Raw genomic sequence first — 22,018 nt, 5'->3', positions numbered from 1 at the left:
TCAGACCCCGGGCGCCTCAGCGGCGGCGCCCGGCGCGGCGCGGCAGCAGGGCCGAGCGCACCCGGCGTCCGCGGCCCTCCAGCGCCTTGCGGACCGCGGGTTCGCTGCGGGCCGCGGCGAGCAGGAGCCCCACCGCGTACAGGGTGGCGATCAGCGAGCTGCCGCCGTAGGAGAACAGCGGCAGGGGTACGCCCGCGATGGGCACGAGCCCCAGGACGCCGCCGAGGTTGATGAAGGCCTGCACCGCGAGCCAGGTGACGACGGAGCCGGCCGCCAGGCGCACGAACGGGTCGCTGCGGCGGGTGGCGATGCGCAGGCCGCCCGCGAACAGCGCGGCGAACAGGGCCAGTACGGACAGGGTGCCGAACAGTCCCAGTTCCTCCCCGGTGACGGCGAAGATGAAGTCGGTGTGCGGCTCGGGCAGTTGGCCCCACTTCTCCACGCTGGCACCGATGCCGTTGCCGAACAGGCCGCCCGTCGACAGCGCGTACAGACCGTGCACCACCTGCCAGCACTGGTCGTTCGGGCCCGGGTCGGTCGCGCCGAGGCAGGCGAACCGCGACACCCGGTGCGGGGCTGTCATGATCAGCACGGTGGCCAGGAGGGCCGTGCCCGTCAGGGCGGCCACGAAGAGCCGCAGTGGCGCACCGGTCAGCCACAGCAGGCCGAACAGCACGGCGCACAGGATGACCGCGGTCCCCATGTCCCCGCCGAGCATCATCAGCCCCAGCAGCAGCAGGGCGCCGGGCACCAGCGGCACGAGCAGGTGCTTCCACTGGCCCAGCAACTTGTGCTGCTGCTTGCGGGCCAGGAGGTCCGCGCCCCACACGACGAACGCGACCTTGGCGAACTCGCTGGGCTGGAGCACGAACGGCCCGCCCAGGTCGAGCCAGTTGGTGTTGCCGTTGACGGTCCGCCCCAGCCCCGGCACCTGCACCAGCGCCATCAGGAGCACGGACCCGGCCAGCAGGGGGTAGGCCAGCCACCGGTGCGCCTTCATCGGCATCCGGGCGGCCGGCAGCGCCAGCGCCGCGCCGATCACCGCGAACATGATCTGCCGGCGCAGAAAGTAGGTGGCCGGCAAGCCGGAGCGCAACGCCTGGATCTGCGAGGAGGAGAACACCATCACCAGGCCCAGGCCGGCGATCAGCGCCGCGCTGCCCGCCACCAGGTAGTAGCCGGTCAGCGGCCGGTCCCAGGCCCGCCTCAGCCGCGTGCGGGCGCGGTGCGCGAGCGCGCTGGGAGCGGACACCCACCCCGTACGCCCGCCGCGCGGTCGGCCCGCCGGTTCCGGGACCCGCGGGGTCTGCCGGCGTTCGGGCGCCGCCTTGGCGCCCGGGGGGCGCGGCGCGCGCTTCTCCGCGCGGACACTCTGTGAATTGCGCATGTGTGCAACCGTAGAGCCGCGGGAGCGGTCTCCCCGGGCGCGGCGCTCCGGTGCCGGCGGCGAGTCGCCGTTTCGCGGCACGCGTGAAGGGGCGCGCGGTCCCGGCCGCGCGGAACGAGCGGTCATCGTGGTCGTCCGCCGTCCCCTCAGGCCCGCGGCGCGCGACCGCGCCACAACGGGTTCCGGGGCCGGAGCGGTCCGCGGCGCACGGCCCGTGGCCCGTCCGTCCCCTCCGTCGTCTCCCGTCCCGTCCGTGCGGTCGGCGGTGTGGGGAGGGGGGCGGGTTCCTCGCCCCGGTCGAGGACCGTGACGAGGTCGGCAGGATGACTCACGCCGCCCATCCTCCCCGGTCAGGACCCCAATTCGCCAGCCGGGCAAGCTCGGTGACGGTGGGGGTGCGCGTCCGGAGGCTTCCCGGACCCCGAGCCCGACGGGCGGGAGATCGCCTCGGGTCAACAATTGCGCAACCCGTAAACTGTCTCCATGGAATCCGGTGGTGTGGTGGGGCAGGAGGCCGCGGTCCTCGTGGGCGGGCCGGCGGACGGGATGCGGGTCGAGGTCGCCGGGCGGCCGTGGGTGCTTCAGGTGTCGTTCCCGTGCGGGGTGGAGGCGCCGCGGGACGGCGTGCGGGTGGATGCGGTGTACGTCTACCGTCGCGACGCGCGCGTGAAGGGCGAGCCGCTGCGCTACGGCTTCGACGTGGCCAGTCCCTGACCCGTCCCGCCGGTTCGGGGTGCGGCCGGTCGCGCACCCCGTCGCGGAGCTCTCTCATCAACTGTTGCTACATTGCGCAACTGTACAACCATTGGGTGGGGAGAGTCGTCCCCTCCGTATGAGTACGACGGATGAGGGTGCGCGCATGACGACCAGCGACAAGACGGCTCCGCCACGCCGCCGGAGCAGGGGTGTCCCGCCCCAGCGCCGGGGCGGTTCTCGCCGCCGCGCCTCCAGCGGCCGCGGCAAACGCACCCGCGGGCGGACGGTCCTGGTGGTGGCGCTGTCCCTGCTGGTGCTCGGCACCGCCGGTCTGGGCTGGCTCTATCTGCGGCTCAACGGCAACATCAACACCTTCGCCGCCGACGGCCTGTCCGGCGACCGGCCCGAGGCGGGCTCGTCCAAGGGGGAGAACGTCCTGGTCATCGGCTCCGACGCGCGCGTCGGCGGCAACGATGCCCTCGGCGGCGGCAGCAAGGACGACATAGGCCGCTCCGACACCGCGTTCCTGCTGCACGTCTACGCCGACCATCGGCACGCCCTCGCGGTGTCCATCCCCCGGGACACCCTGGTCACCATCCCGCCCTGCAAGCTTCCCAACGGTAGCTGGACCGAGGCGCAGCCGAACACGATGTTCAACGCCGCGTACTCGGTCGGCAGCACCGCCGCGGGCAACCCGGCCTGTAGCCAGAACACCGTCGAGCACCTCACCGGGCTGCGCGTGGACCACACCGTCGTCGTCGACTTCAAGGGATTCGCCGCGCTCACCGACGTGGTGGGCGGGGTGCCGGTGTGCGTGCCGCAGGACATCTACCAGAAGGACCTCAACCCCAACCGGGCGACCCGCGGTTCACTGCTGTTCTCCAAGGGCGAGCGGACCGTCGCCGGACAGCAGGCGCTCGACTGGGTCCGCATCCGGCACGGCATCGGCGACGGCTCCGACATAGGGCGGATCAAGCGCCAGCAGGCGTTCGTCGCCAGCCTCATCAAGAAGGTCAAGGCCGACGGGTTCACCCCGACCAAGCTGCTTCCCCTCGCCGACGCCGCGACCAAGTCGCTCACCGTGGACCCCGGTCTGGGCTCGGCCGACAAGCTGCTGTCGTTCGCGATGTCGCTGAAGAACATAGACCTGCACAACACCAAGTTCGTCACGGTCCCGTGGCGCTACCAGGGAGCTCGGGTCGCCGTCGTGGAGCCGGACGCCTCGGAGCTGTGGGCCGCGCTCAGGGCCGACCGCACCATCGACGGCAAGGACGCCGGCGGCGACAAGGGCAAGGCGGGCGCCTCCGCGTCCCCGGACACCGGCCGCAGCGACCTGGGCAAGGGCATCGACGTGAGTGTCTACAACGGCACCACCACCCCCGGCCTCGCCACCCGCGGCGCCTCGGTGCTCACCGGCAGCGGCTTCACCGTCACCGACACCGGGAACGCGGGCAGCCAGAACCACGCCAGCACCCTGATCCAGTACGGACCCGGCCAGCAGGCCGAGGCCGAGACGGTCGCCAAGCTCTTCCCCGGTGCCGAGCTCCAGGCCCTGACCGGACCGGGCATCAACGTGGTCCTGGGCGAGGACTTCACGGCCACCGCGGACGGGGCCTCGGCCGAGCCGACCTCCATGCCCACGTCGGTGGCGGCGGAAGCCCGCTCGGCGGACGACGACCTGTGCTCCAACCTGTCCTACGGATAGGCCGGGCGCGCCGGTGCGGAGCCCTGCCCGCCCGGCCGCCGACGGCGAAGGGCCGCACCCGCTTCCGCGGGTGCGGCCCTCGTGCTTCAGCGCGTCAGGGGCGCGCATCAGGCAGAGGCGACGCCGCTGCCGGCCTTGCGGCGGCGCACCACGAACACGGCGCCCGCGCCGACGGCGACCGCGGCGCCGCCCGCCAGGGCGATCGCCGGCAGCGCCGAGCTGGAGCCGGTCTCGGCGAGGTGGCCCTGCGGGACGATCTCGTTGTCGCCTGCCGGCTTGACCGGCAGCGACTTCCGGCCGCCCTGCGGCTTGGCGTCGCCCGGGTTGGCCTGCTTGGAGCCGGCGGCGAGGACGTCGAACTGGTAGAAGTCGTCGTCGCTGGAGTAGACGCAGTTGCCCTTGTCGTCGGCGTACATGCCGATGGAGATGGCGAAGCCCAGGCCGGCCGGGGCCTTGCTGTCGATGCTCAGCCGCAGGTCGATGGAGAAGGACTCCTTGGCCTGGACATCCGTGTAGCCGAGGTAGCCGGCGCCCTCGTCGTTCTCGTCCAGGGAGATGTTCTGCCACGTGCCGGTGGCCGGGTCCTTGAACTGGAGCGTGAGGTAACCCGAGGTGACTTCGTACGTCTTCTCGTTGACCTGAGCGGCGAACACCCCGAGGTCGACACGCTTGTAGGCGTTGTCGCCGGAGTTGTTGACGTTCAGCTTGAAGTTGTGGAAGCCGCTGCCCGCGACGATCTTCGAGGGCAGGCCGGACAGGCTGGTGTGCAGGTTCTTGTCCTGCTTGTAGTCGTCGGTGTCGTTGCACACCTGCGGGCCCGGCGTCTCGGAGGGCGAGGCGCTGGGGCTGGGGGTGGGGGTGGCCGACTCCGTGTCTGTGGGCGTGGTGCCCTCGTCGTCCTTCGAGCCGGACCCGTTCTCGGGGTTGTCGGACTTCTCGCCGGTGTCGTCCGACTGCCCGTCGGTGCCGGGGGTGGTGGTGTCGTCGGCGTCCTGAGAAGGGTTCCCCTTCTCCTCGGTCTGGTCGTCGCCGTTCGACGGGTCGTCAGCGTTCGGCTGCTCGTCAGCGTTCGGCTGGTCCTCGGTGTTCGAGGGGGCCTCGGTGTCGGCCGCCCCGGCAGCCGTCGTGGCCGGAGACTCCGTGGCGAAGGCGGCGGGGGCCGCAAGAAGCACAGCGGGTGTGATGGCTGCCGTGGCTGCTGCGAGAGCCAGGGAGCGGCGAATCTTCATGCGAACCTCGAAAGGAGTGGCCAATGTATGCGCAAAGGAGATCGCCGAAAGCCGTGAAGGGTTGCCCGGAGAACCGAGGTCTCATGTGTGACGTACATCACTCGCGAGGCCGGGTCCCGCCCGCCCGGCGGTAGTGTGCGTCGGTGAGTACGTACTCGAACACACCGGCAGGTTGGTACCCGGATCCGCACGGAGCGGCCCAGACGCTGCGTTACTGGGACGGTTCCCAGTGGACGGAGCACACCCACGCCGACCCGCAGGCCCACGTCGCGCAGCAGGTGCCGCCGCAGCCGGCCGCCCCCGACTCCCGCGTGCAGCGCCAGGTCCAGCACCAGGCCGGCGTCGCTCCGGGGGCGCAGGGCGGCGGTTCGCTGTTCAGTGAGCCGGTGCTCGTGGTGAACCAGAAGGCCAAACTGATCGAGCTGACCAACGAGTACGAGGTCTTCGACCAGCACGGCAACCGGATCGGCGCGGTCACCGAGGTCGGGCAGAGCGCGCTGAAGAAGGCGGTGCGGTTCGTCTCCAGCCTCGACCAGTTCATGACGCACAGGCTGGAGATCCGCGACGCCTACGGCACGCCCCAGTTGGTGCTCACCCGGCCGGCGAAGGTCCTCAAGTCGCGGGTGGTGGTGTCCCGTCCGGACGGCTCCGAGGTCGGCGAGATCGTCCAGCAGAACGTCTTCGGCAAGATCAACTTCGCGATGAACGCGAACGGTCAGCAGGTCGGCGCGATCAAGGCGGAGAACTGGCGCGCCTGGAACTTCGCCATCGTCGACCACGCCGACAACGAGGTCGCCCGGATCACCAAGACCTGGGAGGGCCTGGCCAAGACGATGTTCACGACCGCCGACAACTACGTCCTTCAGATCCACTACCAGCTGCCCGAGCCGCTGCTGAGCCTGGTGGTCGCCACCGCGCTGACCGTCGACACGGCGCTCAAGCAGGACTCGCGCGGCTGGAACTGACCGGCGGTCACAGCGGGGTGAGCTGTCCCGGCCCCAGCGGCCGGGACGGCGGCGCCGGTTCCCGGGAGGGCGGTTCCGGCTCCAGGGCGAGCAGGGCGGCCACGGGATGCGCCGGGCCGCCGCCCTGTCCGGGGCGCTCCGGGCCCTGCCCGGGGTGCGCGTCCGCGGGCCCCGCCTCCTGGGGGGCTGCCCGCGCGAGCACCACGACCCCCCAGGAGGCGAGGGCCGCGCCCGCCGACGCCAGCAGGACGCCCGTCGCGCCGCCCCGCAGTCCCTGGCCGAGCAGGGTGAGCCCGATCAGCGCGGCCGCCGCCGGGTTGGTCAGCGTCAGCACCGCGAGCGGGGCGCCCAGCCCCTCCCGGTAGGCGGTCTGCGACAGCAGCAGGCCACCGGTCGCGAAGGCCGCGACGAGCAGCGCCACCATGATCACGCGGGCGCTCAGCAGCGGGCCGGAGTGGTCCGTGGCGGCCACCGTCACCGTCTGGGTGAGCGCGGAGGCCACGCCCGAGGCGACCCCCGACGCGGTCGCGTGCCGCAGGCCAGGCCGCGCTCCGGGTCGTGACAGCGTGCCGATCAGGACGGCCGTGGCGCCCGCGACCGACAGTGCTTCGACGGGGCTCAGTACGCGTTTCGGGGCAGGTCCGGAGGCCGCGAGGAGCAGGGCGGCGAGGCCGAGCAGTGTGCACGCGGTGCCCCGCCACTCGGCCGGCGCGACCCGCCGCCCGGCCATCCGCGCCCCCAGCGGCACGGCGGCCACGAGTGTCAGCGCGCCGAGCGGCTGGACCACGGTGAGCGGGCCGTACTTCAGGGCCCCCACATGCAGCAGGGCCGCCGATCCGTTCAGTGCGACGGCCCACCACCAGGCGCCCGCGCGAAACAGTCCGCGCACGCCCGTGCCGGGGGTGCGCGCGGCGAGCCGCTCCTGGGCGACCGCGGCCGTCGCGTAGGCGACGGCCGAGAACAGCGACAGGACCACGGCCGTCAGGGCGGCGCTCACCGACCCGCTCCCGCCGGGGTGTTCCCCCCGGCCGGGCGGGGGGAACGGGCGAGCGGGCGCCGCGCCGGTCCGCCGGGCTCCGCTTCGGCGGCCTCGCTTCGGGATGTCATGCCAGGCCCTCTCGTGACGGTGGTGCGTGGGTGGTGCTGTCCGCCCGTGTCGTTGTACCGTACATCGACACGCAAGCGTACCGATACGTCAGTGTACCGGTACGCCCGCGTACCGGTACACTGACGTATCGATGGACGTTCGCCGACGCGGGAGAGCGGGTCCTGAGCCCGGGCTCGAGCTCCCGGGACACGAGTGAGGAGCGAAGCGATGGCATCGCAGGCCGCGGACGAGCCGGAGACGGTTGTCGCCCCGCGCCGCTCCAAGCTCACGCCGGAGCGTGAGCAGGAGTTCTTCGACGCCGTGCTCGAGCAGATCCGCGAGCACGGCTACGACGCCGTCACCATGGAGGGCGTCGCCGCCAGCACCCGGTGCAGCAAGTCGACGCTCTACCGGCAGTGGCGGACCAAGCCGCAGTTCGTGGCGGCGGCCCTGCGCTCCAGTGGACGCTGCCGCTTCGCCGGCATCGACACCGGCTCGCTCCCTCAGGACCTGCGGGAGGTCGTACGGGCCGCGGGCGAGTGGTCGGGCCGGGACACCCGCCTCCTCCAGGCGCTCGGGCACGCGATCACGCTGGACCCCGAGCTGAAGCGGGCGCTGCGCGAGACGCTGGTCGAGCCGGAGATCGCCGCGCTGCGGGAGATCCTGCGGCGCGGGGTGGAGCGGGGCGAGGTCCGCGCGGACAACCCCGCGCTGGAGTTCGTGCCGGCGCAGCTGTTCGGCGTCCTGCGGATCCGGCCGGTGCTGGAGGGGGCGTACGCCGACCCGGACTATCTGGTCCGGTTCCTGGAGGCCGCGGTGCTGCCGGCGCTGGGCCTCGGATCACGACCCAGGCCGCCGTCCCCGGGATGACCGGGCGGTGACCTGCCCGCGCCGCACCGTGGGGACGGGGGCGGCGCGCACCCCCGGCCGGGCGGGGCACCTCTGGAGCGGAGAGGTGTCCCGCCCGGCCGCCGTACGTCGGGGCGCGGTGCGGACGCCGGCTCAGACGTTCTGGCCGCTGCCGCCGCCCGAGGACACCTCGATGCCCCGGGTGATGTCGTCGATCACGGACTGCGGCTCCCCGACGTCGAGGCCGAAGCGGACGACGACCAGCTGCCGGGAGTCGGCGGGCGAGGGGAAGACCAGCGACTCCACGTACCCGTCGGCGCCCTTGCTGGTGACGGCCTTCCAGCGGACCAGGTAGCCCTTCTGCCCGGCCACCGTCACCGCCTTGGAGGCCAGCACCTCGTGGGAGGTGATCCCGCCGTAGGTCCCGCCCCCGTAGGAGTCCTCGGCGTTCGCCGCTATGTCGGCCTTGGCGACCTCCTCGGGCGTGCTCCCGCGGGTGCCCAGCGCGAGCGCGGGCGCCGAGAAGGCACCGCCCTTGGTGCAGCTCTTGGAGGTGTCGCCGGGGCACTTGTAGGTGTCGTTCGACGTGACCTGGGCGCCCACCCCCAGCTCCTGGCCGTACCAGCCGTCGGGTATGGGGAGGCTGATGCCGCTGACCGCGTCGGTCACCGAGCCGCTCTTGATCTTCGGCGCCTCGGACGGCCCGCCGCCCGACCCGCCGGAGCCGCCCGGGCCGCCGGAGTCGCCCGACCCGCCGGAGCCGCCCGGGCCGCCGGAGTCGCCCGACCCGCCGGAGCCGCCCGGGCCGCCGAAGGGGCCGCGGTCCTCGCCGCTGCCGCCCCGGCCGTCCGGCCCCTGCCGGGATCCGGCACGGCCGTCCTTGCCGCCGGTGTCGTGGGCCAGCGCGTACACGCCGACGCCGATGCTCGCCAGCACCGCGGCCGCCACCGCGACGGCGATGCCGGTACGCAGGCCGCGGCGCGCGGTGCCGGGCGACCGGCCCGGATATCCGGGGTGCGCCGGATAGCCCGGATACCCGGGATACCCCGGATGTCCGGGGTGGTCCTGGTACGGCCCGGGGGTCGCCTGCTGTGCCGGGGGACCCCACGCGGCGGCCGACCCGACGGGACGGGTCTGGTCCGTCCATGCCCTACCGTCCCACCAGCGCTCGGTGGCGGGGCCGTCACTTGTCTGCCCGGGGTCGGGGTACCACCCGGGAGGAGTCACCTGCGTCATGTTCCTACCGTATGAGGCGTCGGTGAAAGCCCGATGAGAGGACCCCGGTCACGCTCCCCGCGCCCCCTGTACCGCAGGTCACCCGTCGAGGCAACAGGAGCGGGACGGGCCACCGCGCCGGCCGCTCGGGTACTACGCTCGAAGTCTGCAGGCCGCCGGGTGACTTGGGGAGGTAGCGGAATGACGGAGGTACGGCCGGGCACGGCCGCCTCGGCCTCGCTGTGGGAGCGTGACGAGGAACTCACCGCCGTCGTACGCGCGCTCGACGTCCTGTGCGCCGACCGCGCGTCCTCGGGAGGACTGCTGGTCCTGGAGGGCGAGGCCGGTCTGGGGAAGACCGCCCTGCTGACCGAGAGCTGCCGCATCGCCCGGGCACGCGGCTGCGCGGTGTGGTCGGCGCGCGGCGGCGAGACCCTGCGCTCCGTCCCCTTCAACGTGGTGCGGCAGTTGCTCCAGCCCGTGCTGTTGTCGCTGATGCCCGAGGAGGCCCGCGAGTACCTCGGCGACTGGTACCACATCGCCGGACCCGCCCTCGGCATCGCGGAACCCCGGGACGGGCGGGCCGACCCGCAGGGCGTGTGCGACGGACTGGTCGCCGCCGTGCGCCGGCTGGCCGAACGCGAGTGGCCGCTGGTGCTGCTGATCGACGACGCCCACTGGGCCGACGTGGAGACCCTGCGCTGGCTCGCCGCGTTCGCCGAGCGCCTCGACGGCCTGCCCGTGCTGCTCGTGGTGGCCCGCCGGCCCGGCGGGACCGGCGGCGAGGGCGCCCGGTGCCTGGACGCCGCCGTCGCCGCGGCGGGTGTGCACACCCTGAGCGCCCTGACCCCCGAGGCGACCGCCGGACTCACCCGCACCGCCCTCGGCCCGCACGCCGACGCCCCGTTCTGCCGCGAGGTGTGGGCGGTCACCGGTGGCAACCCGTACGAGACCGTCGAACTGCTCGCCAAGGTGCGCGACAGCGAGCTGGAACCGGTCGAGGCCCGGGCCGCCGAGCTGCGCGTCCTCAACCGCTCGGCCCGCGGCGGCGGCCTCATCACCCGCCTGGAGGAACTCGGCATCGACGCCACCCGGTTCGCCTGGGCCGCCGCCGTCCTGGGCGCCGGCATCACCGTGGACCTGGTCACTCGGCTGGCCACCATGAACCGCGACGACGCCGCGCGCTGCGCCGCACTGCTGTGCCGCGCCCGCATCCTCACCGAACCGGACCCGGCGACCCGGGGCGGCGGCGGGGAGCTGGAATTCGTGCACCCGCTGATAGCCACCGACGTCTACAACTCCATCCCGGACGCCCTGCGCACCGCCATGCACGGCATCGCCGCCCAGGTCGTCGCCGACTCCGGGTTCGGCGCCGCCGCGGCCTCCCGGCACCTGCTCCAGGTCCACCCGGACGACGACGAGGAACTCGTCGAGCAGCTGCGCGAGGCGGCCCGCGAACACCTCGCCGTTGGCGCGTCCGACGCGGCCCGCCGCTGCCTGGAGCGGGCCCTGCTGGAGCCACCGACACCCAGGACGCACGCGCGCGTGCTCTACGAACTGGGCTGCGCCACGCTGCTGACCGCGCCCGCCACCACCATCGAGCACCTCCAGAGGGCGCTCGCCATACCGGGCCTGGACGGCGCCACCCGGGTGGACGCCGTGTGGCGGCTGTCCCAGGCCCTGCTGCACAACGACCAGCCGGCGGAGGCCGTCCGCACGGTCGCGGCGGAGGCCGCCCGTCACGAGGCGGGGCCCACCCGGATGCGGTTGCAGGCCGTGCGGTACATGTGGGAAGGCCTGTACACCGGCGCGACCGGCTCCCCGCACCGCTCCGGGCGGCTCGCCCATCTCGCGGCCGGCTGCACCGGACGCGACAACTCCGAACGTGCCCTGCTGATCCTGCGCGGCTTCGACGCCATGACCCGCGGCGAGAGCGCCGAGGAGGTCGTCGAGCTGTGCGACCGGGCCCTCGTCGACGGCCGCCTCGCACCCGGACTCGGCTGGACCGACACCGAGTGGGGCATCGAACTGCTGCTGATGCTCGCCAGCGCCTACGCCTACTGCGACCGCCTCGACCGGGCCGAGACCCTCTACTCCGAGGGCCTGCGCGCCTACGAGACCGCCGGCTGGAGCGGGGGCCACCTCGCCCTCGCCCACGCCTACGTCGGCCTCGGGCACCGCAGGCGCGGCCGGCTGCGGGAGGCGGAGGAGTCCCTGCGCGCGTCGCTGCGCCTGGCCGAGCGGGTCGGCCGCGGACTGCCCCTGTACTGGACGGCGACCTGCAACCTCGTCGACACCCTGCTCGCCCGCGGCCATGTCGAGCGGGCCTGGGAGGTCGCCGAGCAGCACGCCTTCGCCCCGCCCTACCCGTCGACCATCGTGCTGCCCGACCCGCGCAGCGTGCGCGGCCGGCTGCTGCTGGCCCTGGGCCGCACCGAGGACGGCATCAAGGAACTGGAGGCGGCCGAGAGGGCGGCGGCCGCCCGTGGCCACCGGAACCCGGTGACGGTGCCCTGGGCCGCCGACCTGGCCCGCGCGCTCGCCACCGAGGACCCCGAGCGGGCCGGCCGGCTCGTCGTCGGCCTCCGCCACCACTCCGAGCGGTTCGGCACCGACACCGCCATAGGAGAGGCCCTGCGCTGCGCCGCGGCCCTGGAGACCGGCCGGCGCGCGGTCGGGCTGGCCGCCCAGGCCGTCACCTACCTGGAGGCTTCCCCCTGCCAGTACGAACACGCCGTCGCCCGCGTCGAGTTCGGCATCGTCTCGGACTCGGCCGCCGAACTGGGCCGGGGCCTGGCCCTGGCGCGCTCGTGCGGCGCGGACGGCCTGGCGGACCAGGCCGCACGACTGCTGGCATCGGACCACGGCCCGGCCCGATCCACGCCGTAGGACCCACCCGGCGGCCCACGCCGCGGACACGGGGTCCGGCATGTCGCCCGCGGCTGGCGGGCCGCTACCGGTGCCGGTGCCGCCGGGTCAGTCCTCGCCGGACTCCTCGGCGTCGGACTCCTCGGCCAGGACCCGTTGGGCCACTGCGAACGCAGAGTTCGCTGCCGGGACCCCGCAGTACACGGCGCTCTGGAGGAGCACCGCGCCGATCTCCTCCGGCGTGAGCCCGTTGCGGCGGGCCGCCCGTACGTGCATGGCCAGCTCGTCGTAGTGGCCGTGCGCGATCAGCGCCGTCAGGGTGACCATGCTGCGCTCGCGGCGGCTGAGCGTCGGGTCGGTCCAGATCTCGCCCCAGGCGTAGCGGGAGATGAAGTCCTGGAAACGGGCCGTGAACGGGGTCTGCCGGGCCTGCGCCCGGTCGACGTGCGCGTCGCCGAGCACCTCGCGGCGCACCTCCATGCCCCGCCGGGGAGCACCGCCGAGGTGGGTGCGCAGCGCCGCCAGGACCGCCTCGGGGCACTGCGCGGGCGCCAGGTGGGAGGCGCCGGGGATCTCCACCAGCGCGGAGCCGGGCACCGCGTCGGCGATCTGCCGCAGATGCGCGGGCGGAGTGGCCGGGTCCTCGCGGCCCGCGACGAGCAGGGTGCGCGCGCCGATCTCCGGCAGCCGGTCGGTCAGGTCGAAGGCGGCCAGCGCGTCGCAGCAGGCGGCGTACGCCTCCGGGTCGGCCGCCCGGTGGTCCCGGACCAGCCCCGGCACGGTGAAGTCACCGGCGAACCACCGGGCGCCGGCGCTCTCGGCCAGCCAGTCCAGCCCGTCCCGCCGGACCCGCTCGGCCCGCTCCTGCCACGCCCTGGCACCGTTGAAGTGGGCCGACGAGCAGATCACGGCGAGCGAGTCGACGCGCTCGGGGTGGTGCACGGCCAGGTGCAGACCCACCGCACCGCCCAGCGACACCCCGGCGTACGCGAACCGTTCGATGCCGAGCGAGTCGGCGAGCGCCAGCACCAGGCCGGCGAGGTCGCCGACGGTCGCGCCGGGCCCGATCAGCCCGGCCGGCGAACCCCCGTGCCCGGGCAGGTCCCAGCGGACCACCCGGTGGGAGACCGCCAGCTCGGGGGCGACCTTGTCCCACAGCGCGTACGACGTGCCGAGGGACGGCCCGAGCAGCAGAGGGGGAGCGGAGGCGGGTCCTTCGAGAAGGTGGTGCAGGGTCAACGTCGCTCCAGGGCACGGTCGGTGAGGGCTCCGGCGGAGCCGGTGCAATGGGTCGGGTCGGTGAGCTCGCCCAGGTCCACGTCCTTCAACTCGGGCTGCTCGGCCAAGAGTTCGCCGAGGGTACGGTTCTCGGCGTAGGTGCGCCGGGCGAGTTCGGTGAGCAGCTCCTTCGCCCGGGCGCGGCCGAGCACGGGCGCCAGCTCGGCCGACAGCCGCTCGGAGACGATCAGCCCGTGGGTCAGCCCGAGATGCGCGCGCATCGCGTCGGCGTCCACCCGCAGCCCCTCGGTCAGCTCCACGGCATCGCGGGCCGCGCCGCCGACGAGCCGCAGCAGCTCCCGCAGCGGTTCCCATTCGGCGTGCCAGGCACCGGGCGGCCGTTCGTCCTGCGCAGCCATCGACCCGTAGAGGGTGGCCGCGAGCTGCGGCGCGCGCCGGGCGGCGGCCGCGATCAGCGTGGACCGCACCGGGTTCGCCTTGTGCGGCATGGCGGAGGAACCGCCGCCCCTGCCCTCGGCGAGTTCGGCGGTCTCCGTGCGCGCCAGGACCAGCACGTCCGCGGCGATCTTGCCCAGCGTCCCGGCGGTGAAGGCGAGGCATCCGGCGAGGTCGGCGACCGGGGTGCGCAGTGTGTGCCAGGGCAGCAGCGGCTCGCACAGGTCCAGTTCACGGGCGTACGCGGTGACGAGCGCCAACGGGTCCTCGGCGCCGTACGCGGAGAAGGCCGCCAAGGTCCCCGCCGCCCCCCCGAGTTGGACGGGCAGCAAGTCCCGCACCCGGGTCAGGCGGTCGCGGGCGTCCAGTACCAGCGACCGCCACCCGGCGGCCTTCAGGCCGAACGTCGTCGGCACGGCGTGCTGGGTCAGCGTCCGTCCCGGCATCGACGTGTCCCGGTGTTCGGCGGCCGTCCGGGCCAGCGCCTGTTCGGTGCGGGCCAGGTCGGCCAGGACCAGGTCCAGGGTGCGCACGGCGACCAGCATCGTCGCCGTGTCCATGATGTCCTGGCTGGTCGCGCCGCGGTGGACGTAGCGGCCGTACTCCTCGCCCACGGCCCGGGTGAGGTCGGCGACCAGCGGGATGACCGGGTTGCCGCCACCACGGGCGCGCTCCGCGAGCGCGCGCACGTCGAAGCGGCCCGGATCGGCGGCCCGGGTCACCGCCTCGGCCGCACGGGCCGGGGCCAGGCCGAGCGCGGCCTGGGCCCGGGTGAGCGCCGCCTCCGCGTCGAGCAGGGCCCGCAAATAGGCCAGGTCGCTCGTCGCGGACGCGGCGGGGGAGCCGGCCCACCCCGGGCCGAGCAGGCCGACGTCGAGGCCGACAGCGGCGGGATCAGCGGCAGGTGGTGTCACCGGAACTCCAGGAAGACCGTCTCGCCCTCGCCCTGAAGGCGGATGTCGAAACGGTATGCCCCACTGTCCTCCCGCGCGGCGATCAGCGTGTCGCGCCGCTCCTCGTCCAGTTGGGCGAGCAGCGGGTCGGCGGCCAGCGCGGCTTCGTCACCGGGCAGGTAGATGCGCGTGAACAGGTGTACGAGCAGCCCGCGCGCGAACACGCACACGCTGAGGTAGGGGGCGTTCCGGCCGCGTGCCCCGGGGCGCAGCGTCCGCGCGTACCAGTGGCCGTCGACGTCGGTCTGGATACGGCCGAAGCCGGTGAACTCGACGCCGTTGCGGCCGAGGTGGTCGCCGGAGGCCGGGTCCCGCCGCATCGAGCCGTCGACGGCCGGCAGGTTGCCGTCCGGGTCGGGCCCCCAGACCTCCACCAGGGCGTCCGGCAGGGGCCGCCCCTCGCCGTCGTACACGTATCCGTGCACGGTGACGGTGTCCGGGTGGCCCAGGGGCGCGATGTCCTCGCCGCCGCGGAAGGGGAGCGCGTAGCCGTAGAAGGGGCCCACCGTGTGCGAGGGAGTGGGCAGCACGTTCTCGGGGCTGCTCGTGTCGATCTTCGTCATGGCAGGTCAGCGTCCTTCTTCGATCCAGGTGGCGTGCGGGCCGTCCAGCACGATGTCCCAGTGGTAGCCGAGCGAGAACTCCGGCACCGACAGACTGTGGTCGTAGGTGGCGACCAGCCGCTGCCGGGCCGCGTCGTCCGTCACGGACTGAAGGATCGGGTCGTACGGGAACAGCGGGTCGTTCGGGAAGTACATCTGCGTCACGAGCCGCTGCGTGAACGCCGACCCGAAGAGCGAGAAGTGGATGTGCGCCGGACGCCAGGCGTTGACGTGGTTGCGCCACGGGTACGGGCCCGGCTGGATGGTGGTGAACCGGTAGAAGCCGTCCTGGTCGGTCAGCGTGCGCCCGACGCCGGTGAAGTTCGGGTCCAGCGGGGCGTCGTGCTGCTCGCGCTGGTGGGCGTAGCGGCCCGCGGAGTTGGCCTGCCAGATCTCGACGAGCTGGCCGCGCACCGGCCGCCCGTCGCGGTCGAGCAGCCGCCCGGAGACCGTGATCCGCTCGCCGACCGGCTCCCCGGTGTGCTGGCGGGTGAGGTCGTTGTCGATCCCGGTGATGTCCCGCTCGCCGAACGCGGGCGAGGCCAGTTCGACCAGCTCCGGGTCCTTGCTGACGTCGATGGCGACCAGCGGCTGCCGGGGGTGGCGCAGCACCGAGGAGCGGTACGGCGCGTAGTCGCGGCGCGGATGGTGCTCGACCGGGGCGCCGTCGGCGACGCGCTTGTCGTACGCGGCGTGTTCGGCCGCGATCTCCTGGTCGATGTCGTGCTGAGTGAGAGTCATGGAGTTTCCTAGCGTTCCGCCGGGCGTCCGGCGACCACGGACGGTCGGCCCAGACAGTCAGAGCAGTCAGTCAGGGCAGTCAGTCAAGGCAGATAGTCAGCGCACTGAGTATTTTCTGTGTCCTCACGCTGCCACTCGGGGCGCGCGCAGTCAATACCGTGTCGACCAGGGTGAGCAGGGCGATTGAAGGATGCGAGAGACCGTGGCGCAGGGCCGGCCCCTCGGCGGTATTGTTCAGTGCACCTACGAAAAGTTACGGGCGACACGACGGATCGACGCGAGGAGCGCACATGGGCGCGGTGGACCTCTCGACCCACCCCGGGCATCTGGCCCGGCGGTTGCAGCAGGCGCACTACCTGCTGTGGAACACGATGGTCTCCGAGGAGATCACCTCGCCGCAGTTCGCGGTCCTGAACGTGCTCGTCGCCGAGCCGGGTCTCGACCAGCGCACCGTGGGGGAGCGGGTGGGCCTCGACCGGTCCACCATCGCCGAGGTGGTCAGCCGCCTCGGCCGGCGCGGCCTGCTCGACAAGGTGCGTGACCCGCAGGACGGCCGCCGCTTCCTGCTGCGACTGACCGACGACGGCGAGCGCACCCACCGGAAGCTCACCGTGCGCACGGCCCGGATGAACCAGGTCTTCCTGGGCCCGCTCAGCGTCGAGGAGCAGGCCCTCTTCTTCGACCTCATCGGGCGGGTCGCGGACGCGGCCGAGGGACTGCGCCATCCGGCGGAACCGCTCGCCGCGCAGCCCTGATCGCGCCCGGCGCCGTCCCCGGCCGCCGTCCGGTCGCCGTCCGCGGGTCACCGGTCGGGGGTCACCGGTCGGAGGTGAAGACCACCCAGACCTGGCCCCGGGCGAAGTTCACGTCCGTGCCGTCGGCGGCCGTGAACCGCGTGCCGTCGGCCGCGCTCGGGCGTTTCCAGGTGGCGTCGTACACCCGCCCGTCGCGCAGCACCTCCGCCTTTCCCGAACCGACGGTCTCGGTGTACGGGGTGTAGTTGCCGAGCGCGTCGTGCAGGTCCGACCTGCGCACCCTCACGTGCTGCACCACGACCGTCGCGGGAACCACCTGCCCGCCGTCGGTCGTGACGGCCGGCCGGCCATCCATCGCCACCTTCCAGCCGTGCCGCCCCGCGGACCAGGTGAAGGTGAAGCGGGCCGCCGGGTAGCGGACCGTGCGCGAGGTCTCGGCGCGGCCGCCCGCGGGTGCCGGGCCGTAGTGGAAGCCGGTGGTCAGCGCGTCCGCGCCGGAGGCCGAGCCGAGGAGCCTGCCGGGGCGCAGATAGAGGTTGTGCGGGGCCGGCTTCGCGGTGCCCCGGAAGTACGCGTCGGGTTTGGCGTCGGGTGTTTTCGCGGACAGCGGGGCGGCCTCGATCAGCGGCAGCAGCTTCTTCTGGGCGCCGGAGAAGGCGAGGGTGGGGCGGTCGAACTGGCGTAGTAGTTCGAGGTCGGACTCGCGCGCGCTGCGCACCGGTCCGACGACCGGGGGCAGCCGGGTGGCGTAGAGCGCGATCAGGCGGCTCAGCCCGCCCTCGACCTGCTCGGTGTACACGATGTCGGCGGCGTTCAGACCGGTCTGGGGGCGGGCCGCCCCCACGTTGTCGATCTTGACGGCGAGGACCGGTCCGGCGTGCTTCGGGCTCGGCGCAGGGGGCTGCGGCGGGTCCGGCTCCGGCACCGGGGAGGACGCCTTTCCGCCGCGCCCGTCGTGGACGGTGCCGTGCCGCGCCGTGCAGCCCGCCGTCGGGGTGGCCGTCGCCATGGCGGCCAGCAGCGCCACCGCCGAGGCCGCGTACCGTGCTCGCGCGTTTCGTCCGTTGCCCACCGTTCGGCCCCCGTCTCCGCGTCCCTGCCTCTGAATACCTCTGAATATGTGTTTGTCCGTTCATCGGCGGCCATACCCGTTCGGCTCCGACCGGGCACGGCCTACTGGGCCGATCGGCCCCATGAGCCGACCTGCGGTTCGGCGGGTCGGGCCCGGGTACCCGGGCGCGGCAGGGGAGACGCGGAACGACGGAGGGAGCGCGCCGCGATGAAGGCAGTGACGTGGCAGGGCAAGCGCGACGTTCGGGTCGAGGAGGTCCCCGATCCGAAGATCCAGGAGCCGACGGACGCCGTCATCCGGATCACCTCGACCGGTCTGTGCGGCTCCGACCTGCACCTCTACGAGGTGCTCACGCCGTTCATGACACCGGGCGACATCCTCGGCCACGAGCCGATGGGCATCGTGGAGGAGGTCGGCGCCGGGGTGGCGAACCTCAAGCCCGGCGACCGGGTGGTCGTACCGTTCCAGATCTCCTGCGGCCACTGCTTCATGTGCTCCGCGGGCCTGACGACCCAGTGCGAGACCACCCAGGTCACCAGCGAGGGCATGGGCGCCGCCCTGTTCGGCTACACCCGCCTGTACGGGGCCGTCCCGGGCGCCCAGGCCGAGTACCTGCGCGTGCCGCAGGCCCAGTTCGGCCCGGTCAAGCTTCCCGAGGGCCCGCCCGACGAGCGGTTCCTCTACCTCTCGGACGTGCTGCCGACCGCCTGGCAGGCGGTCGTCTACGCCGACGTGCCGCGCGGCGGAAGCGTGGCCGTGCTCGGACTCGGCCCCATCGGCGACATGGCGTGCCGGGTCGCCAAGGCACGCGGCGCCGAGCGGGTGTTCGGCGTGGACCTGGTCCCGGAACGGCTGGTCCGGGCGCGTCGGCGGGGCGTGGAGACGTACGACCTGCGCGGCTTCGACAACGAGAAGGAACTGGTCGCGGCGATCCGCGACGAGACCCAGGGACGCGGACCCGACGCCGTGATCGACGCGGTCGGCACCGAGGCGCACGGCAGCGCGGCCGCCCGGCTCGTCCAGCAGGCCGCGACGGTGCTGCCGCACGCCCTGGGTGGACCGCTCGCGGAACGCTTCAGCGTGGACCGGCTCGCCGCCCTGCACACCGCCATCGAACTGGTGCGCCGCGGCGGCACGCTCTCCCTGAGCGGCGTCTACGGCGGCACGGCCGACCCCATGCCGATGATCACGCTCTTCGACAAGCAGATCCAGATGCGCATGGGCCAGGCCAACGTCCGCCGCTGGACCGACGAGATCATGCCCTTCCTGACGGACGAGGACCCGCTGGGCGTCGACGACTTCGCCACGCACCGGCTGCCGCTGACGGACGCCCCGCACGCGTACGAGATGTTCCAGCGCAAGCAGGAGGGGGCCGTCAAGGTCGTCATGCGCCCGTGAGCGTCCGCGACCCGCGGACGCCATCCAGTACGGGCACATGCGCACCGTCATGGGCGCCCGCACCTCCAGCGGCTACGCGAGCCGCAGCCGCCGCGGCATCCACGGCGTTCTCGACATCGAGACTGCCCTTCGGGATAGGGGGCAGGGCGCCCGACGCCTGCAGCAGCGGGCGCCCCGGCCGTGAACCTGCAGGCAACCGGTGCTGCCTACTGCCGGGCCTTGTTGATGGCGTTGTGGAGCTTGTTGAACCCCACCCATCCCCAGTAGACGCGGTGGTGGGTGATCAGCCCGTGGTCGAGATCCATGGACTCGACCACGTCCGTCTGGTCGCCCTTCGGAGTTTCGCGCGGGTACTCCCGTCCAGCGTCACCCGGCACGAGTTCCGTAGGTAGGGTTGACTGGGTGCCGCAGGAATGGTGGAAACCGACCTGGTCAGTACCAGCCGCGATGCGCGCCGTGCGGGCGGCCGTCGTTGTCCCGTCGCTGTTCGCGATCGCCTACAAGGTGATCGGCAGCCCACAGACCGCGCTGTACGCCACCTTCGGCGGGATCGCCACGCTGGTCATCGCCGGATTCGGCGGTACCAGGACCAACAAGCTGTCCGCGCACACGCAGCTCGCCGTCGTCGGCAGCCTCGCGCTGATCATCGGCACGCTGGTGAGCGGGACAACCTGGCTCGCCGCCCTGGTCACGGTCCCCGTCACGTTCGCGATCTTCTTCGGCGGGATCGTCGGCCCGAACGCGGCGACCGGCGCCATCGCGGCCATGTTCGCCTACGTGCTGCCGGTTGTCTCCGCGGGCGGCGCTGCCACGATTCCGAGCCGGCTTGAGGGCTGGTGGATGGCGTCCCTCGCCGGAACCATCGCGGTGCTGCTGCTCTCGCCGCCCGCGCCGGGGGAGCGGCTGCGCGCCGCCACCGCCGAACTGGCGGGCGAGCTGGCCGACCGGCTGCGCGCCGCCGCCGACAGCCAGACGACGACGCCCGCGGCGATGCGCGCGGCCAAGGAGCGACTGCGCGCCGTGTTCGACGCCGCGCCGTATCGCCCGACCATGATTGGCACCGCCGACCAAGCGCTGGGCAGCCTGGTGCAGCTGCTGGAGTGGGGCGCGTCGCAGGTCGGCGACGCGTTCGACGGGCACATCGACCTGACCCGTTCCTGCCCGCAAGACCGCGCGCTGCTGCGCGCCGCCGCAGGCCTGTTCGCCGATACGCAGGCGCTGCTCGCCGGCCAGGCGGCCAACCCCGATTTCGCCGCTTTGGAGAAGGCGCGGACGCTGTCGGCGGAGCGTCTGCGTGACCTGTCCGGCCGCGCCGGTGAGCCGGACGCACGGGTCGCGGCGGCGCAGGCGGTGCACGCGCAGTCGATCGCGGTCGTCGCCCGCGGCGCCGCCGCGGACGCGCTGATCGTCAGCCACCGTGCCTCCGCCGAGGCGGTCGAGGCGGAGCGCCGTGACTGGTACGGCTTCTCCACCGACGCTGCCACCGCCGCGGCGGCCCCGGCCGCCATCGTGCCTGCAACCGCCACGCCTGCCGCCGCCGCGCTGGCCGCGGCGGCCAACTCACCCCGGATGCAGGGCCTGATCGGTGCGGTCACACTGGTGCGGCGGCACGCGTCCGTCCGCTCGGTCTGGTTCCTCAACTCGCTGCGCGCGGCGGTGGCGCTCGCCGCTGCCGTCGCCGTCGCGGACGCGTCCGGGGTGCAGCACGCGTTCTGGGTGGTGCTCGGCACACTGTCGGTGCTGCGCACCAGCGCCGCGGCGACCGGATCGACGGCGTTGCGCGCGCTGGGCGGCACCGTCGTCGGCTTCGTGGTGGGGGCGGCGCTGCTCATCGGGGTCGGGACCCATCCCGGCGCGCTGTGGGCGGTATTCCCGGTGGCGGTGCTCGTCGCCGCGTACGCGCCGGGAACCACGCCGTTCCTGGTCGGGCAGGCCGCCTTCACGGTGACGGTCGTGGTGGTGTTCAACCTGCTCGCCCCGGTCGGCTGGACGATCGGGCTGCTGCGGATCGAGGACGTGGCGATCGGCTGCGGTGTCAGCGTGGCGGTCGGCGTGCTGCTGTGGCCACGCGGGGTGTCGTCGGTGGTCGGCGACGATCTCGCCGACGCCTTCCGCTCCGGCGCGGCGTTCCTGACCCAGGCGGTGGACTGGGCGCTCAGCGAGCTGATGGTGCCGCCGGCCGCCTCGATCGCCGCGGTGAGCGCGGGCATCAGGCTCGACGATGCGATGCGCTGCTTCCTCACCGAGCAGGGAAGCAAGAAGCTGGGCAAGGAAGACCTGTGGACGCTGGTCAACGCCGCGACCCGGCTGCGGCTGACCGCGCATACCCTGGCCGCGCTGCGGCCGGCCACGCCGGTCGCGTCGGCCGGCCCCGGGAGCGCCTGCCTGCCGCTGGCGGGGTCGGACGGGTACGCGGGCGCGCCGGCCTGCACCGGGCTCCGGATCGAGGCGGCGGACCTGGCCGGGTTCTACGGAACGATCGCCCAGGAGGTGAGCCGGCCATCACCCCGACCGACGACGGTTTCGCCGCCGCTGTTGATGGCGTCAGCCATGCCAGGGCAGGCGTCAACGGCCGACGCGAACGCACCAGTCGAAGCGTCGCCGGAGCCTGAACTGCCGCACCCGCACCTGCTCTGGGTGCAAGAGCACCTGCGTCACCTGAGCAAAGACGCCCAGTCGGTGAGCGAGCCCGCGCAGCACATGGCGGAGGTCCGCCGCCGCCCCTGGTGGCGGTAGCACAAGGTCGGTTAACGGCAACCTGGTCGCGGACCTCAAGCGGCACGGCGACCTGAAAAACCAGTTCTACGAACGCGTTCGCAACG

The 22,018-nt window shown here is 73.4% G+C and carries 18 protein-coding genes; 8 read left to right on the top strand and 10 right to left on the bottom strand.

Features of this window, described 5'->3' with window-relative positions:
* Positions 1-16: 16 nt before the first annotated feature.
* A complete protein-coding gene (gene ftsW / locus ACTYVM_RS23490) occupies positions 17-1,387 on the bottom strand; it encodes a putative lipid II flippase FtsW (RefSeq protein WP_445527836.1) in 1,371 nt (456 codons plus the stop codon).
* Between the two features lie 483 nt (positions 1,388-1,870).
* Between ftsW and ACTYVM_RS23485 the strand changes: the two genes are divergently transcribed.
* Together ACTYVM_RS23485 and ACTYVM_RS23480 are read left to right on the top strand one after the other, a co-directional pair.
* Positions 1,871-2,101: a hypothetical protein gene (locus tag ACTYVM_RS23485; RefSeq protein ID WP_445527835.1), complete on the top strand. Its 231-nt coding sequence runs from the start codon at positions 1,871-1,873 to the stop codon at positions 2,099-2,101.
* 145 nt (positions 2,102-2,246) lie between these two features.
* Positions 2,247-3,788, top strand: a complete 1,542-nt coding sequence (locus tag ACTYVM_RS23480; protein WP_445527834.1) for an LCP family protein — start codon at positions 2,247-2,249, stop codon at positions 3,786-3,788.
* A 107-nt stretch (positions 3,789-3,895) separates the two neighbouring features.
* Here the strand turns inward: ACTYVM_RS23480 and ACTYVM_RS23475 are convergent, their stop codons facing one another.
* Positions 3,896-5,017, bottom strand: coding sequence for an LAETG motif-containing sortase-dependent surface protein (locus ACTYVM_RS23475; protein WP_445527833.1), 1,122 nt, complete (start codon positions 5,015-5,017; stop codon positions 3,896-3,898).
* Positions 5,018-5,160: 143 nt separating this feature from the next.
* On the opposite strand from ACTYVM_RS23475, the gene ACTYVM_RS23470 reads away from it, so the two are divergent.
* Positions 5,161-5,982, top strand: a complete 822-nt coding sequence (locus ACTYVM_RS23470; protein ID WP_445527832.1) for an LURP-one-related family protein — start codon at positions 5,161-5,163, stop codon at positions 5,980-5,982.
* A gap of 7 nt (positions 5,983-5,989) precedes the next feature.
* On the opposite strand, the gene ACTYVM_RS23465 is transcribed toward ACTYVM_RS23470, so the two are convergent.
* Entirely contained in the window at positions 5,990-6,979 is a 990-nt protein-coding gene (locus ACTYVM_RS23465) for a DMT family protein (protein WP_445527831.1), read from the bottom strand.
* Positions 6,980-7,297: 318 nt separating this feature from the next.
* On the opposite strand from ACTYVM_RS23465, the gene ACTYVM_RS23460 reads away from it, so the two are divergent.
* The gene (locus ACTYVM_RS23460) at positions 7,298-7,939 is read left to right on the top strand and encodes a TetR/AcrR family transcriptional regulator (protein WP_445527830.1); all 642 of its coding nucleotides are present in this window, start codon (positions 7,298-7,300) and stop codon (positions 7,937-7,939) included.
* Between the two features lie 132 nt (positions 7,940-8,071).
* Here the strand turns inward: ACTYVM_RS23460 and ACTYVM_RS23455 are convergent, their stop codons facing one another.
* Positions 8,072-9,154, bottom strand: a complete 1,083-nt coding sequence (locus ACTYVM_RS23455; protein ID WP_445527829.1) for a DUF2510 domain-containing protein — start codon at positions 9,152-9,154, stop codon at positions 8,072-8,074.
* A gap of 180 nt (positions 9,155-9,334) precedes the next feature.
* Here ACTYVM_RS23455 and ACTYVM_RS23450 point away from each other — a divergent pair, with 180 nt between their 5' ends.
* Positions 9,335-12,022: an ATP-binding protein gene (locus ACTYVM_RS23450; RefSeq protein WP_445527828.1), complete on the top strand. Its 2,688-nt coding sequence runs from the start codon at positions 9,335-9,337 to the stop codon at positions 12,020-12,022.
* Positions 12,023-12,109: 87 nt separating this feature from the next.
* On the opposite strand, the gene pcaDC is transcribed toward ACTYVM_RS23450, so the two are convergent.
* The 4 genes from pcaDC to pcaH are packed head-to-tail and all read right to left on the bottom strand — an operon-like array spanning position 12,110 to position 15,971.
* Positions 12,110-13,240 carry a bifunctional 3-oxoadipate enol-lactonase/4-carboxymuconolactone decarboxylase PcaDC gene (gene pcaDC / locus ACTYVM_RS23445; protein WP_445527827.1) on the bottom strand — a complete coding sequence of 377 codons (1,131 nt, stop codon included), beginning with the start codon at positions 13,238-13,240 and terminating at the stop codon, positions 12,110-12,112.
* Complete coding sequence (gene pcaB / locus ACTYVM_RS23440; RefSeq protein WP_445527826.1) at positions 13,237-14,589, bottom strand: 3-carboxy-cis,cis-muconate cycloisomerase; 1,353 nt, start codon at positions 14,587-14,589, stop codon at positions 13,237-13,239. The genes pcaDC and pcaB overlap by 4 nt, the downstream gene beginning before the upstream one ends.
* Positions 14,586-15,191 (bottom strand): protocatechuate 3,4-dioxygenase subunit alpha, encoded by a 606-nt coding sequence (gene pcaG / locus ACTYVM_RS23435; RefSeq protein ID WP_400031296.1) that lies wholly within the window; start codon positions 15,189-15,191, stop codon positions 14,586-14,588. Before pcaG ends, pcaB begins: the two co-directional genes overlap by 4 nt.
* A 6-nt stretch (positions 15,192-15,197) precedes the next feature.
* Entirely contained in the window at positions 15,198-15,971 is a 774-nt protein-coding gene (gene pcaH, locus ACTYVM_RS23430; protein WP_445527825.1) for a protocatechuate 3,4-dioxygenase subunit beta, read from the bottom strand.
* 290 nt (positions 15,972-16,261) lie between these two features.
* On the opposite strand from pcaH, the gene ACTYVM_RS23425 reads away from it, so the two are divergent.
* Positions 16,262-16,726 carry a MarR family winged helix-turn-helix transcriptional regulator gene (locus tag ACTYVM_RS23425; RefSeq protein WP_445527824.1) on the top strand — a complete coding sequence of 155 codons (465 nt, stop codon included), beginning with the start codon at positions 16,262-16,264 and terminating at the stop codon, positions 16,724-16,726.
* 61 nt (positions 16,727-16,787) lie between these two features.
* Here ACTYVM_RS23425 and ACTYVM_RS23420 read toward each other — a convergent pair whose 3' ends face one another.
* Positions 16,788-17,735, bottom strand: coding sequence for a DUF3048 domain-containing protein (locus tag ACTYVM_RS23420; RefSeq protein WP_445527921.1), 948 nt, complete (start codon positions 17,733-17,735; stop codon positions 16,788-16,790).
* Positions 17,736-18,005: 270 nt separating this feature from the next.
* On the opposite strand from ACTYVM_RS23420, the gene ACTYVM_RS23415 reads away from it, so the two are divergent.
* Positions 18,006-19,196 (top strand): zinc-dependent alcohol dehydrogenase, encoded by a 1,191-nt coding sequence (locus ACTYVM_RS23415; protein WP_445527823.1) that lies wholly within the window; start codon positions 18,006-18,008, stop codon positions 19,194-19,196.
* A gap of 206 nt (positions 19,197-19,402) precedes the next feature.
* On the opposite strand, the gene ACTYVM_RS23410 is transcribed toward ACTYVM_RS23415, so the two are convergent.
* Positions 19,403-19,573, bottom strand: coding sequence for a hypothetical protein (locus ACTYVM_RS23410; RefSeq protein ID WP_445527822.1), 171 nt, complete (start codon positions 19,571-19,573; stop codon positions 19,403-19,405).
* 25 nt (positions 19,574-19,598) lie between these two features.
* Here ACTYVM_RS23410 and ACTYVM_RS23405 point away from each other — a divergent pair, with 25 nt between their 5' ends.
* Entirely contained in the window at positions 19,599-21,932 is a 2,334-nt protein-coding gene (locus ACTYVM_RS23405) for an FUSC family protein (RefSeq protein ID WP_445527821.1), read from the top strand.
* Positions 21,933-22,018 lie beyond the last annotated feature (86 nt).

Source organism: Streptomyces cyslabdanicus, assembly GCF_052663305.1.
The sequence above is the reverse complement of the archived record's forward strand: the minus strand, read 5'-3'. Positions and strand labels throughout refer to the sequence as shown.

Coding starts and splice junctions, on each gene's coding strand:
- pcaH (WP_445527825.1), bottom strand. CDS start 15,971: ATGACTCTCACTCAGCACGACATCGACCAGGAGATCGCGGCCGAACAC.
- ACTYVM_RS23475 (WP_445527833.1), bottom strand. CDS start 5,017: ATGAAGATTCGCCGCTCCCTGGCTCTCGCAGCAGCCACGGCAGCCATC.
- ACTYVM_RS23455 (WP_445527829.1), bottom strand. CDS start 9,154: ATGACGCAGGTGACTCCTCCCGGGTGGTACCCCGACCCCGGGCAGACA.
- pcaG (WP_400031296.1), bottom strand. CDS start 15,191: ATGACGAAGATCGACACGAGCAGCCCCGAGAACGTGCTGCCCACTCCC.
- ACTYVM_RS23420 (WP_445527921.1), bottom strand. CDS start 17,735: ATGGCGACGGCCACCCCGACGGCGGGCTGCACGGCGCGGCACGGCACC.
- ACTYVM_RS23460 (WP_445527830.1), top strand. CDS start 7,298: ATGGCATCGCAGGCCGCGGACGAGCCGGAGACGGTTGTCGCCCCGCGC.
- ACTYVM_RS23425 (WP_445527824.1), top strand. CDS start 16,262: ATGGGCGCGGTGGACCTCTCGACCCACCCCGGGCATCTGGCCCGGCGG.
- ACTYVM_RS23415 (WP_445527823.1), top strand. CDS start 18,006: ATGAAGGCAGTGACGTGGCAGGGCAAGCGCGACGTTCGGGTCGAGGAG.
- ACTYVM_RS23450 (WP_445527828.1), top strand. CDS start 9,335: ATGACGGAGGTACGGCCGGGCACGGCCGCCTCGGCCTCGCTGTGGGAG.
- ACTYVM_RS23485 (WP_445527835.1), top strand. CDS start 1,871: ATGGAATCCGGTGGTGTGGTGGGGCAGGAGGCCGCGGTCCTCGTGGGC.
- ACTYVM_RS23480 (WP_445527834.1), top strand. CDS start 2,247: ATGACGACCAGCGACAAGACGGCTCCGCCACGCCGCCGGAGCAGGGGT.
- ftsW (WP_445527836.1), bottom strand. CDS start 1,387: ATGCGCAATTCACAGAGTGTCCGCGCGGAGAAGCGCGCGCCGCGCCCC.